Genomic DNA, 15,483 nt, shown 5'->3' with positions numbered 1-15,483 from the left:
ATGTAATCATTATGACTTAGGTTATGTATGATGTTGAAAATTTAAGTAGTCTTCATTTTACCATCTTTTCAAAAAATATCATTGACATAAAACTTGAACCGGCATATAATTTGTTTATAATTAAAACATCTTGAATTCGAGACAAATGAATTCGAACTAATGGAGGAGAATTAAAATGGCAAAAACTAAATGGGCAGTTGATCCAGCACACAGCAGTGTGGACTTTTCTATCAAGCATATGATGATCGCAAACGTGAAAGGCAGCTTTAATAGCTTTGATGCTGAAATTACAGCAGATCCCGCAGATTTAACAACTGCTGATATTACATTTAATGTTGAACTTTCAAGTGTGGATACACGAAATGAAGATCGCGATAATCACCTGCGTTCTGCAGACTTCTTTGATGTGGAGAACCATCCGCAAATGACATTTACATCAACTGGCATTGTAAGCAAGGGTGACGATGAATATGATGTAACAGGCGATCTAACGATTCATGGTGTAACAAAAACAGAAACTTTTGCTGTGACATATGAAGGATCAGGCAAAGATCCATGGGGAAATGAAAAAGTCGGCTTTACAGCAGCCGGGGCTATCAAAAGAAGCGACTACGGGTTAACCTGGAATTCAGCACTTGAAACAGGCGGAGTCCTTGTTGGAGATAAAGTGAAAATTGATCTTCAAATACAGGCAGCAAAAGCAGAGTAAGGCATAAAAAAAGGGCAAGTATACCGTCGACTCGGTATACTGCCCTTTTTTTGCAGTTTATTGATCGGCTAGCAATGTGGCAATTTTGTCTTCAATCACTTTCCCTTTGCCGCCGTCAGTTAAGTTGTTCAAAATAATGGCAAAGATCAGCTCATCCCCACTGGATGTCTTAACATAACCAGATAACGAACTGACAGTCGAGATGGAACCAGTTTTTGCTTTGACATTCCCGGCTGCATTGGAGTTTTTCATCCGGTTTCTAAGTGTTCCTCCCGTCATCCTGTCAGTATCCCCGGCAATTGGCAAAGAGTTTAAATAGGAGGAGAACCATTCTTCGTCCTGGACCTCATAAAGCAGTTTGGAGATTTCGTTGGCCGGAATTAAGTTTACATGTGAAATCCCGGAACCGTCCCGGAGCACGAGAGTTTCCTCAGTCATTCCAAAGGCATGCACCTGTTCTTCCAATACTTCAAGCCCTTTTTCCCAGCTGCCTTCCCCTTTGACAACCTTGCCCATTTCCTTGATTAAGGTTTCTGCATGGCCATTATTGCTTAGTTTCATAAATGGAATAAGCAGCTCTTTAAGCGGCATGGATTTATGTTCAGCAAACAGCTTTGCTCCTTCTGGGGCAGTGCCTGCTACTGTCTTCCCTTTCAATTTAATCCCTTGTTCAGCGAGAGAACGCTTTAATAGATCCAATGCATAGCCAGTCGGCTCCCATACAGAGATCCATTCCCTTGAACGGCTTCCTTCAACTGGAATTTCTCCTTCTATTGTAACGGTATTCGTCCCGTGATCTCTTTCAATATGGATATCCTTCTTTTCCCCTTTAGCAACGGTTTTCGCATTATTAACGATTTTTATGTAGTCTGTTTCCGGCACCATTTTTACAATCGGTTCCTGCCCGGCTTTTTCAGCAGGATATACTTCTACAATGACTGTGCCCGCGTCATAATCCTCATTCGGGGAGGCAGTAAGTGCTGAGACTTGTCCGCCATAATACCAGGATTCGTCGCTCCATGACAGATCAGTTGAATACCTAACATCATCATACCAGGTGTCATCACCGATCAGACTGCCATGAATAACTTTTATGCCTGCTTCCTTCACTTTAGCGGCAAATGCATCAAAATCTTCCTTTAAAAGAGTTGGGTCTCCTTTTCCTTTTAAGATTAAGTCACCCTGCAGTGTCTTCCCCTTTATTGAGCCTGTGTGAAGAAGTTCTGTGGTGAACTGATAATTTTCACCCAGCGTTTCAAGAGCGGCAGCTGCTGTAAGGAGCTTCATATTAGACGCCGGCCGCAAACGCACATCCCCGATATGGTCATATACTAGCTCGCCGGTTTCTGCATTACGGATACTGACTCCTGCAAGACCTCCCTGGAGTATGGGATCATTATTCAGCAATTGGTTCAGCTGCTGGACAAGTTCACTGCCTTCTTCTGTTGCCTGTACATGAGGAGATTCGTGCTGGGCTAAAGGAACAAGTGCCAGCATAAATACCAGCAATAAACTGATATGCATTTTTACACTCTTTTTCATATGTATTAAGCCACCTTCCATTGTTTTATTACCATTTCTTCTTAGAAAGGTGAGTTCCCTTTATTTCCATAATGAGGAAAAGGAATCATTTTTTTCGCTTGCTTAACTATTTTATTCTCCACAGTACAAGTTATGTGGGATCGCTGTTTTTTTCTATTTTCTTTAAACAAAATGTTATGCCAATAAGAATATTTATTCTTAAAACTTTTAGAAAAAATGGTATGATAAAAACAGGTGAATTTTATAAGGGGTGGAAAGAATGAGTGTACATAAAGCAATATCTGAACATGTGGGAAAGCAAAATAAGATAATCACGAGGTTTGCTGCCTTGGATCAGCAGCGTGAGTATTATATTGAACAAGCATTGGATCTTTGCAGGAGGGGACTTCCTTTTTCTGCGGATAAGATAAATGAAGTAACTGCTGAGATAAATGAACTATCCAAACAGGGCATAATACCTGCAAGAAAGTATGTTACAGCTGAGATGATTGAGGAATATGCATCAAAAACAAATTAGGTATATATATTTATAAAGATGCGTGGCTTCCGATTGGATGCACGCTTCTTTATATAGGCTGTGATGATTCATGGGCAAATTCCTGCAAATCTATTCTTTTATTTATATTAAATTGTATCCCTTCATTTTCTAATAGTTCTCTTTGAATGTCATGCATTTCACTGTCTTTAAACCCAATTTCCCCTTTCCCATTCACAACCCGATGCCAGGGAAGCTGATGCTTTTCACTTTGTGTATGAAGAATCCGGACCACCTGTCTTGCTCCCCGGGGGCTCCCGGCCAGCCTTGCGATTTGTCCGTATGTCATGACTTTTCCTCTTGGGATGTTTTGAATGATTTTTATCACTTTTTCTGTAAATGGCTGCACTTGTAATAACTCCTCCTTCTTTTTTATTATAAAACAAACCCGCCTGAGTTCAGACGGGTTTGTTCATTATCCCAGCATTTTCTTTGCATGCTCCGGATAATCTATAAATGGGTTCCGGTTCCCCTGGATTGCCTGAATGGCAGCGTTTCTATGCTTTTCATATATAGTCACCGGATTTTCCTCATGCCATTTCAGCAAAATCTGCATATCCATCTTCTCGTCAAGTATAAGAGCATTTTTATATCTGACAGCAAAATAGAATACAGCTCTTGCGGCAATCCCTTTTCCATATTCCGGCTCAAACTTCTTCAGTTCTGCCATTCCACAGCCATTCCTGACGCCCGCCGCCTCCATTTCCGGGACATAGGCATCAAAATCATGGTAGGGGAAGTTGCTTCTCATACTATTGCATGCCGGCTCACAAGCAAAAAGATGATGCAGATCCCCTTTCATTGGCTGTCTTCCTTCAAACCATGATTGCGGGACTACATGCTCGGTATTGAATATAACTCTTTCATTGCTGTGGAATCCGCCTTCATGAATCGTCTGAAGGAGCTTTAGATCCTGGTCAATGGCTTTTAGCGGATCAATGCCTTTTCCTGAATATAAGCTTTTAAGCTTGAGGTTTTCCTGCAGATCCACCCATGGATATACATATCGGTGAGGTGAGTAATCCAATTCCCGGCTATGAGTGCGAACCAGCAGATGATGAACCTGTTCCGGGAGATCCTCTTTCTCAAAATCAAGGGTGCCATAGTAATCCTCTTGATTTATGATATCTTCCTCAGCGTTATAATAGGGTTCGTTCTGAACACTTTCAATATAATTTGACTGAGCTTCTGCCCATTCCGCTGGTATACTAGTCACTTTAATCATATGGCATTAAGAACCGTCGATTTGAACTCCTGGTCAAAGATTCCGGCTAAATGATCTGGAACGGTTAAATAGACGAGTCCGTTTCCTTCAAGTTTAGGAGAATTGCCAAGTGGAACCGTTCTTCTGATTAATTGGGCATAAAGTTCTGGTTCAGTAAGCTTTCTTTCAAATTGCCTGTTTGCAAAATCCTTGATCAGGGCCAAAGCTCCTGAAACATGTGGAGCAGCCATTGAAGTACCGCTGAGGGTTGCATATTTTCCGTTCAGAAAGGTGGATAATATCCCTTCCCCTGGCGCTACTAAATCTATTTCATTATGAGAGTTTGTAAACTCGGAAGAATCCCTTTCGAGGTTAATAGCCCCAACACTAATCACCTCATTATAGCAGCCTGGATAAGCAAACTCGTCGGTTGAGTCGTCCCCATCCCCTTCATTTCCTGCTGCGCATACTACAAGGATATTCTTATTTACAGCGGCTTTAATCGCATCATGCAGCTCCGGAACATCAGCTGGCCCGCCAAGCGACATGGAGATAATATCTGCATTTTGCTCGATGGCATAATGGATGCCCTTGATAATCCATTCGTATTGTCCGGACCCATTTTTATTTAATACCTTTACAATAAGGAGATCAGCTTCAGGAGCTACCCCAATAACACCAGCATCATTTTCATGCGCAGCAATAGTCCCTGCCACATGTGTTCCGTGGCCATTATAATCCTTGAAACTATTTGGATCGCTGTTATCATCGTCTGTAAAGTTCCGGCCGCCCGTTACACGATCCTTCAGATCAGGATGGCTAATGTCACATCCTGTATCCAAAACAGCAACTTTAATTCCTTTTCCTTTTGTTTCGCTCCAAATCTTCGGCGCCTGAATCAATTCCACGCCCTTTGGAACTTCCGTAACATCCTCTTCCTGCTGAATCACCTTATAAGGAATGACACGAACATATTGCTCCATTTCTTTCCCTCCTTAAGAGATTAAATTGAAGCTGGTTCTTGATGTTAACTACATTTTAACAATTCTGAATATTTAATACCAGTACCGTTGGTAGCGAAAATTAATAGAATTATGATAGTGAAAAGGGAGAATTTGTGAAATTTGAACTATGCATCGGCATTATGCTTATACCTAAGCATTGGAAGAATTAGTTTATCTCAGTGTTTTTAAAAGCTCCGGAATCTCAGCATAGATTTGAATAATCTCATCAATCTTCATTCTGACAAGCCCGGAAGATGAAGGAGCAACAAAGTCAATAGTGCCGGGGACTATTGATTCCTCCTGGATTCCCCATGGCAGCTTCTTTTTGTGGCTGTATTCCTGATAGACGCCTTTTCCAACAAAGCAAATGACCTTGGGCTTTAGTGCAGCTATTTTTTTGATCAGCTCAGCTCTGCCTTCTTTATATTCTTCCTTCGTTATTTCATCGGCTGCTTTAGTAGGCCTCGCGACAATGTTTGTCATTCCATAGCCCAATTCCAATAATTTATAATCTTCCGCTGCGGTGTATTTACGGGGAGTTAAGCCTGATTCATGGAGAATTTTCCAAAAGCGGTTGTTCGGGTTTGCAAAATGGTTGCCTGTCTCTCCTGATCGAATACTTGGATTGAAGCCGACAAAAAGCAAATCAAGATTTTCTTTCAAGTGGTCTTTAATAGGCCCCATATAACCATCCTTTCGATATTGCAAGCTAATGTTCATTTTACCTAAAACGTGTGGTAAAAAACAAAAAGAGCCCCTAGAGGCTCTTTTAAAACTGATTATCCTTCAAGAATTTCAACTTTCTCCATAACATCGCCATTGCTCATTGCTTTAACTGCTTCCATGCCTGAAGTAACTTTTCCAAAAACAGTGTGAACACCGTTTAAATGAGGCTGTGGCTCATGAACGATAAAGAACTGGCTTCCGCCTGTATCGCGGCCCGCGTGAGCCATAGAAAGAGATCCTTCTACATGCTTATGAGGGTTTCCTTCTGTTTCACACTTGATTGTGTACCCTGGACCACCAGTCCCTGTTCCGTTCGGGCACCCTCCCTGACTTACAAATCCAGGAATTACACGATGGAAATTCAAGCCATTATAGTAGCCTTCATTTACAAGTTTTTTGAAATTTTCAACTGTCCCTGGTGCTGCTTCAGGATATAGTTCAAATTCAACCTTTTCACCGTTTTTCATTAATATGTATCCTTTTTCTGCCATACTAATCATCTCCTTATGTAAAAATCAAATTAATAATACCATTAATCTCATCAGGAATAAAATCAAAAGACGTTTTTTAGCTGATTGAACATAAAAAACAAAGGGTAAAGTTAAGAAAGATTAAAAAGAAGAAATGTCTTATTGGAGGTATTAGAATGAAAAAATGGGCCTTTGTTTCGGATTTTGATGGAACGATTTCTAAAAGAGACTTTTATTTGATAATGATGGATAAATATTTTCCGGAGGGGCGTAAGCTGATGCCCAAATGGAAGGCTGGAGAGATAAAGGATATTGACTTTTTAAATAAAGTCTTCACATCCATTAATCAGGATGAAGAACAAATTATCAGCGATATTTATTCCATTGAAATAGATGAATATGTTCCTGAGTTTATTGAAAGATTACAGCAGGATGGCGGAGATTTTTATATTTTAAGTGCAGGCACAGACTATTATATCCATCACATCTTAAAGAAGTATGGTATTAAAGATGTTAAGGTCTTTTCGAATGAAGGATATTACCATGAGAAGAATGTCCATATGAATATTGATAAAAATCATCATCACTATCATGAACAATATGGCATTGATAAATCGAAGGTCATTCAGGACTTGCAAAAGGAATATGAAACTGTGTTTTTTATGGGGGACAGTGAACCGGATTCCCACCCTGCAGAGCATGCTGATATCACTTTTGCCAAAAATGGGCTTCAGGACCTTCTTCGGGAAAAGGGCATAAGGTTTGTTCCAGTAAAAGATTTTACAGAGGTGGAAGAGTATTTAACTGAAAAAGGCATTTTGCCAAAATCCTAGAACAGGCTCCCGGGAAAGCAGCTGGCTTTACCCGGGATTTTTTTATGTACGTTAACCAAATAACTCCAAAAACAATATTAAGATAAATATAATCATTGCATAAAATGATAGATGCAGAAACACAGTTGTTAATCTGAATTTAATTTCTTCCACATTTAATGACTGTTGTCTTCGAGTCCTTGCCCTCACTGCCGCAACACCATCCCTGCACATAATAATTCGATCATCTGATCATCGCCATAACTTATAATTCTTCATGAAACATGCGCTTCCCTTCAAAAAAATAAAACTGAATTTCCTGGGGAAGCGCATAACATGACAGGAATTTAGGTTATTCTTCTTTTTCTCAAGATAATGATCAATCTTATTATCGAGTATTTCGAGGCTATTCATAGCCCGCTTAAAATCAAGTTCCCGATAGTGATGGGCTCCACCGGGTTCTTCATCCTTTTCATCTGCCAGTTTGACCAGGGATTGCAGCGGAGTTCTGACAACTTCGCCTCCAGGCAGAAATGAATCCGTGTGAAAAAGGATGGCCAAGGCAATTTCTTTTGCTTTGATCGGGTTCTCCCCAAGTCTGATGAGGAGTTTATGTGCCCGCTCAGCACCCTTAATGGCATGAATGTCATTCTGCCTGTATAGGTCGTAATCCCATTTTCCATTTTTGTACCAGGTGTAATGGCCAATGTCATGCATAAAGCCCGCTTTGGCTGCTGAATCAACATCTTCTTCCATTTCTTTGGCAATCTGGAATGCGTGATAGGCTACTGCAATAGCATGAGCGATGCCGGAGCGTGTAATATATTTTTGTGCGATCCGATGCTGATAGATATCGGTCAGTCTAACATCCCTCATGTAATTCTCCTCCAGGTAATAATTAAAATTTCTTATTGATTTTTTTCTGCTTATTCATTACTTCATATGATTTTTCAATAATATCTGTTAACACATCGCCTTTATATATCCTGCCGAGTTTCGTGTTTTCCTGATAATAATCAACAATTTCATCGAGCTTATTTGAAGTCTCTTTTGATATGCGGACATTAAGCTGAATACGGGTTTCTCCACTCATTGTAATCCTCCTGGCTATTAATATCTAAGAGCTAGCAAAATGATAGCGAATGCTGTCGTTTTGTTAGGGGGTGCTATAAATACTTAGATTACACTGTTTTTCTGAATTATTCCAGTATAAAGTTTACTGAATGAAAAAAGAGAACAGCTCTGTAGCCATTCTCTCTTTTACTCTAATTTAATTGCTGAATTGATCCCATTTGTCCTTCAGGAATCTGCCGAAATCCTCAAGCTCCTGCTTTCCTTCTCTCAATTTTTCCTTCCAGATTGGAAGGTCCTCTCTCAGTTTTCCTTCGAATTTTTCAGCTTGTTCTTTAATGGTTTGCCCGATTTCTTCTGTTAATTCCTTTTTCTCGAGCTTTTCATTTACCGATTTTGTAGCAAATTCCCCTTCCTGCATGTGTGGCAGGCTTGACTCCATTATTGATCTGAAAACAGGGACTGCAGTTTCAGAACTGCTTTTTGACAGATAATGTTCCCTGTCGGTCTGGTCATACCCGAGCCAGACAGCGCCAACCAAATTCGGTGTATAGCCTACAAACCATTGATCCTTTGTTCCGTTAATGTCTTTATATGGGAGCTGGGTTGAACCCGTTTTTCCGGCGATTTGAACTCCTTCTATCTTCGTAGCGCTCCCTGTGCCGGTTTCAACAACATTTAAAAGCATGGAAGTCATCTGGTTAGAAACGGTTTTCGTCGTCACTTTAACTGTTTTTTTGTCGCGCTCTGCAATGATGCTTCCGGTCGGGCCCACGATTTTCGTAATTAAATGGGCATCGTTGCGCTTGCCGCCATTAGGGAAAGCCGCATATGCTTCGGCCAGCTTTAAAGGTGAAATTCCCTTTCGCATTCCGCCTAAGGCAATACCGAGATATTCATCTTCTTTTTCGAGCGGGATGCCGAACCGCTCCAGAGCATCCAGTCCTTTATCCAGTCCTATTTCATTAAGCAGCCATACGGCTGGGACATTGATCGAGTCTTCCACAGCTTTATACATGGACACTTCGCCTGCATATTGTCCTGAAGCGTTAGCCGGTGTGTAATCTCCGTATGTTACGGGTTCATCATTCAGCATCGATGTTGGTGAGTATCCCTCTTCCAGGGCAGGTGTGTAAACGGCTAAAGGCTTTAGTGTTGATCCGGGCTGGGCTTTGATGTGTGTAGCTCTGTTGAAGCCTCTGAAGACATGTTCCCCTCTGCCGCCGACCAGCCCTCTGACTCCCCCTGTTGCCGGATCAAGAAGGACAGCTCCGCTTTGAACGATTTCTCCATTCATGCCAGCCGGGAAGATTGAGTCCTTTTGATAAACATTTTCCAGGCTGGATTGCAGATTTTGATCCATTTCTGTGTATATTTTATATCCCCTGGTAAATATCTCTTCCTGTGTTAATCCGTACGTATTTATTGCTTCATCTAGGACCGCATCAACATAGTAAGGGTATTTCCTTTCCTTCTTGCTGCGGATTCCTTCCTGTAATTGAATTTTTTCATTTACAGCGTTCTCATACTCTTCCGCTGAAATCATCTTGTGCTCTTTCATCTTCCCAAGAACAACATTCCTTCTTTTGATTGCCCGTTCGTAATGATTGTATGGGTCGAGTGCAGAAGGTGATTGAAGCAAACCTGCAAGCAATGCACTCTCGCTGATGTTCAATTGCTTTGGTGTTTTGCTGAAATACTTATTGGATGCCTGTTCGATTCCCCATGAGCCGCTTCCGAAGTAAACCTGATTTAAATACATTTGCAGGATTTCATCTTTTTTATAATTTTTTTCGATTTCAACTGCCAGGAACAGTTCTTCAGCTTTTCGCTTGTAGGTCTGTTCAGGTGAAAGCAAAGCATTTTTGGCGAGCTGCTGGGTAATGGTACTTCCGCCGCCGGTTATGCCCCCTGCAAATAAGTTGCCGAAGAAAGCTCTGGCAATCCCTTTTATATCAAAGCCGTTATGCTTATAAAAGCGTTCATCTTCAATCGCGATAACAGCATTGCCCACATGTTCAGGCAATTCTTCAATATTGGCACCCTCTGCTCTATTTTTCGCAAGACTTGCAGCGGCATCTCCATCTTTATCGTAAATAACAGTTGACTGCCTTAATCCTTCTTTTAAAGTCTCCACATTTGCTGTAGCTGCCAGAAACGCAAAAAAGAGAATGGTTAAAAGTAATATAGTTAGTGATAAGAGCAGCAGAATTTGTGTCAGGTGCTTTTTGCGCCAAAATCCTGCAAAAGCTTCTTTGTAACGCTGAAATTTTTCCATGGTGACTCCTTCGCTATTTCTTTAAGTTCCCTTATTATTTCCCTCTATTATATATTAAACGAATAAACTGTATAAAAAGTTTCAACTTCAGCATAAGGGACTGCCCGCAAAAAAGGCTTGTTTTCTATTTGAAATCATGCTATATTGATTAAGCGATGAGCTAATTGCATAAGACGACATACACGCTCGTTTGGGCAATGCACTATGTGGAGTGCAGTCGTGTCGCCGCAATACGTAGAAAAAGACGCCTCTCTGGGGGCGTCTTTTTTATTTAATTATAGATGTAAGATATGAGCCTGCTGCAGCTGACTGGAGTCTGGATGCTACATATGGCGGCAAGGCGTTTTTATGGGTTTCCGCCGGCATGCCAAGCCACAGAATATGTCCGTCAATTAAGAGAAACGGGAACGGGAGGCATAATGCCGATATCTCATCAGGAGAAATGAAAGGGACAGCATGCTCTGCATGCAGGATCAGCTTGGTTCCTGGAGGCCTTTTCGAAAGTGCCTGCCCCCACTCTTTTCCCAATCCCTCTCCATTTGGCAGTGACATAATAATTTCCTTCTTGGCTTTAGAAATATCCTCAAACACTTTCTCCAATTTTCTTGCATGCATCCACTGAAGGCGGGGATGCTGATTTTTAATCCACCTGCCAATTTGATCAGGATGAATGGCCTGTCCATTGTGTGCTTGATGATCTGCCAGCTTCCGCCATGTTTTGTTTCTAAATACTTTCTTTTGAATAAATTGCAAATCGCAAATATGAATGAATTTCCCCTTGGTTCTTGTTATGGCAACATTCAAAAGCCTTTCGCTATCTTTTCCAGTCAGCAGCATTCCGGCTCTGTCATGTGGCGCGGCATCGGCAGAATCAAAAATCATGACATCCCGCTCACTTCCCTGAAAACGGTGAACTGTCGCCGAAATAATATCAGCAGATGCTCTTTCTTCTTCATATATCTCGCCGATCAGCTGTTCCATTAATAATGCCTGTGCCCGATAAGGAGTGACATACCCTATCGACCGACTCCCGCCTATAAATGCTTCATGTATAAGCTGAAAACCAAGCAATAAATTCCAAAGATTGATTCTTGAATTCGAGCTGCCGTCTTTTATCCCGTATTCACCTGTTCCATGTGTATTAATCAGGATTGAGGCATTGCCTGGAAAAGGTGTGCAGGCTGCAATAGGCACTCTGGCGGCCAATACATCGGGGTGGTCACCTACAAGTGAATGATAAATATGTTTATTGGAAAAGGCGGATATGTCCGGGTGCATACGGCGCTGTTCTTTTAATAGAAAAAGGTGCGGATGCAAGTGTCCATCGTTGACTGCATCAGACACGCCTGAGTGGTGAAAGATATCCTCCCTCAGCCATTTTTCCGACAGCTTATGTTTTGAGGCAGCAATAGGAGGAAGCTGTTTAAAGTCACCGCAGATGATTACCCTTTTTCCAAGCGAAGCTGCAAAGGCAGCCTGTGGAACATACGCCATGCTGGCTTCATCGATGATGACCAGATCAAAATTTTTCTCATAAATTGCCGGGTCACTTGCTGCTTTTGCAAGTGTGGTGCCAATAATGGAAGCGTTTTTTACAAACTCTATTTCCTTTTGCCTGATTTTTTCAAGCACCCCCGACAGCTTCTTTTCAATTTCGATTAGCTGATCGGAATCTCTTCGGCTGAATGATCGTGATAAATCCTGTTTCAGCAGGCGGCGGTGCTCCATTAGATCCGCTTTTTGCCCGGAGAGATTAGAGTGCTCCTTATTTAAAAGAAATTCGGCTGTCAAAGAAGGATGATTGATCAATGCCGGACCGATTTGTGAGCCGTAACGAAGCAGATCACCATCAGCAATTGTTCTTTTGCCTGATGCAAAGGCTGAAATCTCTGCCATAAGAACATCTATTGCCTGATTAGAATGAGCCAGAATGAGAACATTTTGGTCTTTGAAATATTTATTGGCGGCCACACGTGCCAGTGTGTAGGTTTTTCCCGTGCCTGGCGGTCCCCAGACATATGTGACTGGATTATATTTAGAACGCAATATCAGTTCATGGGTACTGCTCTTTACTTTATCGGCAGGGTGCCTGGGAGACATGGAAGGATCCATCAATTTTTTTATTCTGGCCCTCTTTCTTTTGCTGTCTTTTATGTCCTCTAAGCGCTGAAAAAGCTGATCCAATAGTTCCCATGGGTCATGAAGCAAAAAGGCCTCCGATAAATCGCTGCCGATATCCTCTTTTAATGCCAAGATGATATTATTTCCTTCCGCAGAAAGGATTCTTCCTTCCACCCGCTTACTTCCCCAGTCTATTTTTATGGAAGATCCGGTTGGTATTTTAATGGCTGAAGGGGTATCGAAAAAATACGTATAGGCATCTGATTTTGAAAGAAGCCGCCCATTTAGAATTAACCAGCGGGAGCTCCCGTATTTTTTTAAGTGTAAGATCTCGGCCTGGATGGCTTTTTGCCAATCCCTTATAAGCCCAAGTGTTGATGTCATTTTTTATCGTCCTTTGTTCACTAAGATATTCAATTAGACTAATATATCATTTACATGCCAATACGCAAAAGAAAAGATGAAAACTGAAAGATTGCCGATATCTCAGGTTAATTCTCCCGAAGTATGAGATAATGGATAAATAACACTTAATCGAATTAACGAAAGAGGGATCAGTGTGAAGCGCAGAAATAAATTTGAACAAAATGATGTTGTGATTCTGGTTGATACAGGAGAAAAAGTGACAATCAACAAAACATGCTATGTGGCGAAAATGAAAAAATACACGTATACGATTAAAGAAAATCCGAAAATGTTTTATTTCGAAGAAGAAATGAAGGAAATTCTTTAAGAAGTGACTATAGAATAGTAAAATTTTTATCCGCAAAGGCCCAGTTCTGCGGAAAACGCAAGCTCAATTGCCAGTATGTCATCCCTAATAGATTATACTGGTCAATTAACTTATATTTTTCAGTTATGCTGCGGATATCTTCAAACCATACCACATGCTCTTCTGCTCCATTCCAGTATCTGAACCATGGGGATGCTGCATACCCATCAAATTGAATAATCGCTCCTCTGCTTAATGCTAAATTTTGAATGGCTTGCATGGAAAATGAGCGGGTACGATTATCCGCGGTTCTCCAGTCATAGCCATATAACGGCAAGGCGATTTGCAGTTTTTTCGGTTCAATCTGGGTGGTTGAGTATTTAATAACCTCCTCGACCCACCATAGCGGAGCGATGGGATTGGGAGGACCTGTGGGATAACCGTAATCCATGGTCATTACTGCAACAATATCTGCTCCCTCTCCAATGGCTTTATAATCATATGCCCCTATTATCCGGTTTGTTGGGATATCTTCAGTCTTAGCATGTACATTAACATGAAGAATTTTTGGCCCTAAGGCATTTTTTAATTCTTTAATGAATGAATTGAAATCCTGGCGCCTTTGCGGCGGGATAAATTCAAAATCCAGACTGATGCCTCCATACCCTTTTTGGCTGACAAAATTCATCAGGCTTAAGATTAAGTTCCTTCTATAAACTGGCCTTTCAAGTACCCCTCCAATTAATTCAGCATTAAAATCCCCTTGGGCAAGATTACGGATCATCAGCAGCGGAATGACATTCAAGCGTCTGCTTTCTGCCAATATGGCTGTATCGTCAAGCTCTATATAGGCATACCCTTCCCTTGTCAGCGAGTAGGAGGAAATGGCAATGTAGGTTAAATGCCTTGCGGTTTCCCTGAAAGCGGGCAACAATGTTTCAGGAGAATACGGGACTATGAAACCTAACGTACTCATAACTAGTTTACGTGCTGATGGGATGTTTAATTTCTGGCCGATATAGAGCAAATCCGGGATGATCCCCGGATTTGCTGACAAAATGGCACTAATTGATGTCTGGAAACGCTGGGAAATGGTCCATAGTGTGTCTCCCTGCTTTACTGTATAAGCTCTGATAACAGGTCCATCTTCCGAAATATATAGAGCTAAACCAGGGATAATGCCAGGTCCATTTTCAAGCCCATTTGCCGTTATTATGCTCATGATCGGAATATTAAACTTTTGTGAAATGCTCCAAAGACTATCGCCTGCCTGAACGATGTGAATTCCCATAAAGCACCTCTTTTCACTTGCTTTTAAGTTAGTTTATGGGTGTGGCAAGCCTGAATAGTACAATAAGGCATTATTAGAGCGCTTTCTATAATACTGGAGATTGTTTCGGTGCTGCTGAATGATTGGACGGGGTGTTTTTGATACTTGCAAAGCGCATTACTCTCAAAAAAACAAGTGGCTACAAGAATTCTTGATAACCACTTGTTGATCCTTCTATATATTACAAATAATCTGCTTCATGCCCGCCGAGTGAGTCCATGTGGCTTGCAATCATAGCAATGATCGTGCTTGCCTCTTCTTTACTGAAGATAAAGTGATCTTCATCCTTGATCATTTCCTCGTCATCTGTCCAAATGCGATTCACCCTGCGCAGGACGCCATCACCTGTTTCCTGGACTACTCCAAACTGATAGGTTACCTCCACTTCATCTTCCTTGAAAAAGGCGGTCACTTCAGGAGTTTCCCACTCTACATCTACTTCTTCAAAGATATCTCCTTCGCCGCCGAAGTCATATTCATCGGCGATGATAAAATCTTCGTCTTCTGATGCATAAATTTCTTCATTATCTTCAAAGTCGAATTCATCATCATCTGCCTCATTCATGTAGTCATGAAGGCTTTCATGGACGGTATCGATGATGTCTTCAATATCAAAAAGCATTGTTTTAGATGTATGTCCAAGTTCAAAGTCAAAGTCTTCTACATAGAATTCTTCATTATGCGGATCAAAGAAAAGTGTGCAAAAGTACTCTCTGTCATTATCAGCGGTTTCAATGAAAAATTCCATTCTGGGATGCTTGGCACCCCGGTCAACCGACATATGGCCAATCTGATCATATTTGCTGCAAATGGATTCAAGATGGTCCTGCAATTCACCGCTTACCCTGTCAAACCATTCTAGTGACATACTGCATCCCTTCCTCTCAAGGTTTTTCTCAAATCTATTGTTCCCACTTGCCATTTTTTCAAGTATGGGATAATTATCCATAGGCCCGTAATGTCACAAAA

At 41.3% G+C, this 15,483-nt stretch carries 16 protein-coding genes; 4 read left to right on the top strand and 12 right to left on the bottom strand.

What is annotated here, in order from left to right:
- Nucleotides 1-175: 175 nt before the first annotated feature.
- Nucleotides 176-709, top strand: a complete 534-nt coding sequence (locus LLY41_RS12850; protein ID WP_095242726.1) for a YceI family protein — start codon at nucleotides 176-178, stop codon at nucleotides 707-709.
- A 57-nt stretch (nucleotides 710-766) separates the two neighbouring features.
- On the opposite strand, the gene dacB is transcribed toward LLY41_RS12850, so the two are convergent.
- A complete protein-coding gene (dacB, locus tag LLY41_RS12845) occupies nucleotides 767-2,251 on the bottom strand; it encodes a D-alanyl-D-alanine carboxypeptidase/D-alanyl-D-alanine endopeptidase (RefSeq protein WP_304585537.1) in 1,485 nt (494 codons plus the stop codon).
- 259 nt (nucleotides 2,252-2,510) lie between these two features.
- Between dacB and LLY41_RS12840 the strand changes: the two genes are divergently transcribed.
- Entirely contained in the window at nucleotides 2,511-2,768 is a 258-nt protein-coding gene (locus LLY41_RS12840; protein WP_095242729.1) for a YpbS family protein, read from the top strand.
- A 49-nt stretch (nucleotides 2,769-2,817) separates the two neighbouring features.
- Here the strand turns inward: LLY41_RS12840 and LLY41_RS12835 are convergent, their stop codons facing one another.
- From LLY41_RS12835 to LLY41_RS12815, 5 genes are all read right to left on the bottom strand, one after another.
- A complete protein-coding gene (locus tag LLY41_RS12835; RefSeq protein ID WP_095242730.1) occupies nucleotides 2,818-3,135 on the bottom strand; it encodes an MGMT family protein in 318 nt (105 codons plus the stop codon).
- A 66-nt stretch (nucleotides 3,136-3,201) separates the two neighbouring features.
- Complete coding sequence (locus LLY41_RS12830; protein WP_304585536.1) at nucleotides 3,202-4,011, bottom strand: endonuclease I family protein; 810 nt, start codon at nucleotides 4,009-4,011, stop codon at nucleotides 3,202-3,204.
- Nucleotides 4,008-4,973, bottom strand: coding sequence for a S8 family peptidase (locus tag LLY41_RS12825; RefSeq protein ID WP_095242732.1), 966 nt, complete (start codon nucleotides 4,971-4,973; stop codon nucleotides 4,008-4,010). The genes LLY41_RS12830 and LLY41_RS12825 overlap by 4 nt, the downstream gene beginning before the upstream one ends.
- A gap of 192 nt (nucleotides 4,974-5,165) precedes the next feature.
- The gene (locus tag LLY41_RS12820) at nucleotides 5,166-5,678 is read right to left on the bottom strand and encodes a mismatch-specific DNA-glycosylase (RefSeq protein ID WP_304585535.1); all 513 of its coding nucleotides are present in this window, start codon (nucleotides 5,676-5,678) and stop codon (nucleotides 5,166-5,168) included.
- Nucleotides 5,679-5,773: 95 nt separating this feature from the next.
- Entirely contained in the window at nucleotides 5,774-6,211 is a 438-nt protein-coding gene (locus LLY41_RS12815; RefSeq protein WP_095242734.1) for a peptidylprolyl isomerase, read from the bottom strand.
- Nucleotides 6,212-6,366: 155 nt separating this feature from the next.
- On the opposite strand from LLY41_RS12815, the gene LLY41_RS12810 reads away from it, so the two are divergent.
- The gene (locus LLY41_RS12810; RefSeq protein ID WP_304585534.1) at nucleotides 6,367-7,023 is read left to right on the top strand and encodes an MtnX-like HAD-IB family phosphatase; all 657 of its coding nucleotides are present in this window, start codon (nucleotides 6,367-6,369) and stop codon (nucleotides 7,021-7,023) included.
- Nucleotides 7,024-7,254: 231 nt separating this feature from the next.
- Here the strand turns inward: LLY41_RS12810 and LLY41_RS12805 are convergent, their stop codons facing one another.
- From LLY41_RS12805 to LLY41_RS12790, 4 genes are all read right to left on the bottom strand, one after another.
- Nucleotides 7,255-7,878, bottom strand: a complete 624-nt coding sequence (locus LLY41_RS12805; RefSeq protein WP_304585533.1) for an HD domain-containing protein — start codon at nucleotides 7,876-7,878, stop codon at nucleotides 7,255-7,257.
- A gap of 22 nt (nucleotides 7,879-7,900) precedes the next feature.
- Nucleotides 7,901-8,095 (bottom strand): hypothetical protein, encoded by a 195-nt coding sequence (locus LLY41_RS12800; protein ID WP_304585532.1) that lies wholly within the window; start codon nucleotides 8,093-8,095, stop codon nucleotides 7,901-7,903.
- A 177-nt stretch (nucleotides 8,096-8,272) separates the two neighbouring features.
- The gene (locus tag LLY41_RS12795) at nucleotides 8,273-10,351 is read right to left on the bottom strand and encodes a transglycosylase domain-containing protein (protein ID WP_304585531.1); all 2,079 of its coding nucleotides are present in this window, start codon (nucleotides 10,349-10,351) and stop codon (nucleotides 8,273-8,275) included.
- A gap of 267 nt (nucleotides 10,352-10,618) precedes the next feature.
- Nucleotides 10,619-12,856 carry a DEAD/DEAH box helicase gene (locus LLY41_RS12790; protein WP_304585530.1) on the bottom strand — a complete coding sequence of 746 codons (2,238 nt, stop codon included), beginning with the start codon at nucleotides 12,854-12,856 and terminating at the stop codon, nucleotides 10,619-10,621.
- A 175-nt stretch (nucleotides 12,857-13,031) separates the two neighbouring features.
- On the opposite strand from LLY41_RS12790, the gene LLY41_RS12785 reads away from it, so the two are divergent.
- Nucleotides 13,032-13,205 (top strand): hypothetical protein, encoded by a 174-nt coding sequence (locus LLY41_RS12785; RefSeq protein ID WP_175609047.1) that lies wholly within the window; start codon nucleotides 13,032-13,034, stop codon nucleotides 13,203-13,205.
- Nucleotides 13,206-13,212: 7 nt separating this feature from the next.
- On the opposite strand, the gene LLY41_RS12780 is transcribed toward LLY41_RS12785, so the two are convergent.
- Nucleotides 13,213-14,475, bottom strand: coding sequence for a glycoside hydrolase family 18 protein (locus tag LLY41_RS12780; RefSeq protein ID WP_095242739.1), 1,263 nt, complete (start codon nucleotides 14,473-14,475; stop codon nucleotides 13,213-13,215).
- Between the two features lie 220 nt (nucleotides 14,476-14,695).
- Nucleotides 14,696-15,382, bottom strand: a complete 687-nt coding sequence (locus tag LLY41_RS12775; RefSeq protein WP_304585529.1) for a hypothetical protein — start codon at nucleotides 15,380-15,382, stop codon at nucleotides 14,696-14,698.
- Between the last annotated feature and the right edge of the window lie 101 nt (nucleotides 15,383-15,483).

The organism is Cytobacillus firmus (genome assembly GCF_023612095.1).
Lineage (GTDB): Bacteria > Bacillota > Bacilli > Bacillales > Cytobacillaceae > Cytobacillus.
Note: the sequence above shows the minus strand (reverse complement) of the source record. Positions and strands in the feature narration are given on the sequence as shown.

Coding starts and splice junctions, on each gene's coding strand:
- LLY41_RS12780 (WP_095242739.1), bottom strand. CDS start 14,475: ATGGGAATTCACATCGTTCAGGCAGGCGATAGTCTTTGGAGCATTTCA.
- LLY41_RS12825 (WP_095242732.1), bottom strand. CDS start 4,973: ATGGAGCAATATGTTCGTGTCATTCCTTATAAGGTGATTCAGCAGGAA.
- LLY41_RS12775 (WP_304585529.1), bottom strand. CDS start 15,382: ATGTCACTAGAATGGTTTGACAGGGTAAGCGGTGAATTGCAGGACCAT.
- LLY41_RS12850 (WP_095242726.1), top strand. CDS start 176: ATGGCAAAAACTAAATGGGCAGTTGATCCAGCACACAGCAGTGTGGAC.
- LLY41_RS12805 (WP_304585533.1), bottom strand. CDS start 7,878: ATGAGGGATGTTAGACTGACCGATATCTATCAGCATCGGATCGCACAA.
- LLY41_RS12800 (WP_304585532.1), bottom strand. CDS start 8,095: ATGAGTGGAGAAACCCGTATTCAGCTTAATGTCCGCATATCAAAAGAG.
- LLY41_RS12810 (WP_304585534.1), top strand. CDS start 6,367: ATGAAAAAATGGGCCTTTGTTTCGGATTTTGATGGAACGATTTCTAAA.
- LLY41_RS12830 (WP_304585536.1), bottom strand. CDS start 4,011: ATGATTAAAGTGACTAGTATACCAGCGGAATGGGCAGAAGCTCAGTCA.
- LLY41_RS12795 (WP_304585531.1), bottom strand. CDS start 10,351: ATGGAAAAATTTCAGCGTTACAAAGAAGCTTTTGCAGGATTTTGGCGC.
- LLY41_RS12790 (WP_304585530.1), bottom strand. CDS start 12,856: ATGACATCAACACTTGGGCTTATAAGGGATTGGCAAAAAGCCATCCAG.
- dacB (WP_304585537.1), bottom strand. CDS start 2,251: ATGAAAAAGAGTGTAAAAATGCATATCAGTTTATTGCTGGTATTTATG.
- LLY41_RS12820 (WP_304585535.1), bottom strand. CDS start 5,678: ATGGGGCCTATTAAAGACCACTTGAAAGAAAATCTTGATTTGCTTTTT.
- LLY41_RS12815 (WP_095242734.1), bottom strand. CDS start 6,211: ATGGCAGAAAAAGGATACATATTAATGAAAAACGGTGAAAAGGTTGAA.
- LLY41_RS12840 (WP_095242729.1), top strand. CDS start 2,511: ATGAGTGTACATAAAGCAATATCTGAACATGTGGGAAAGCAAAATAAG.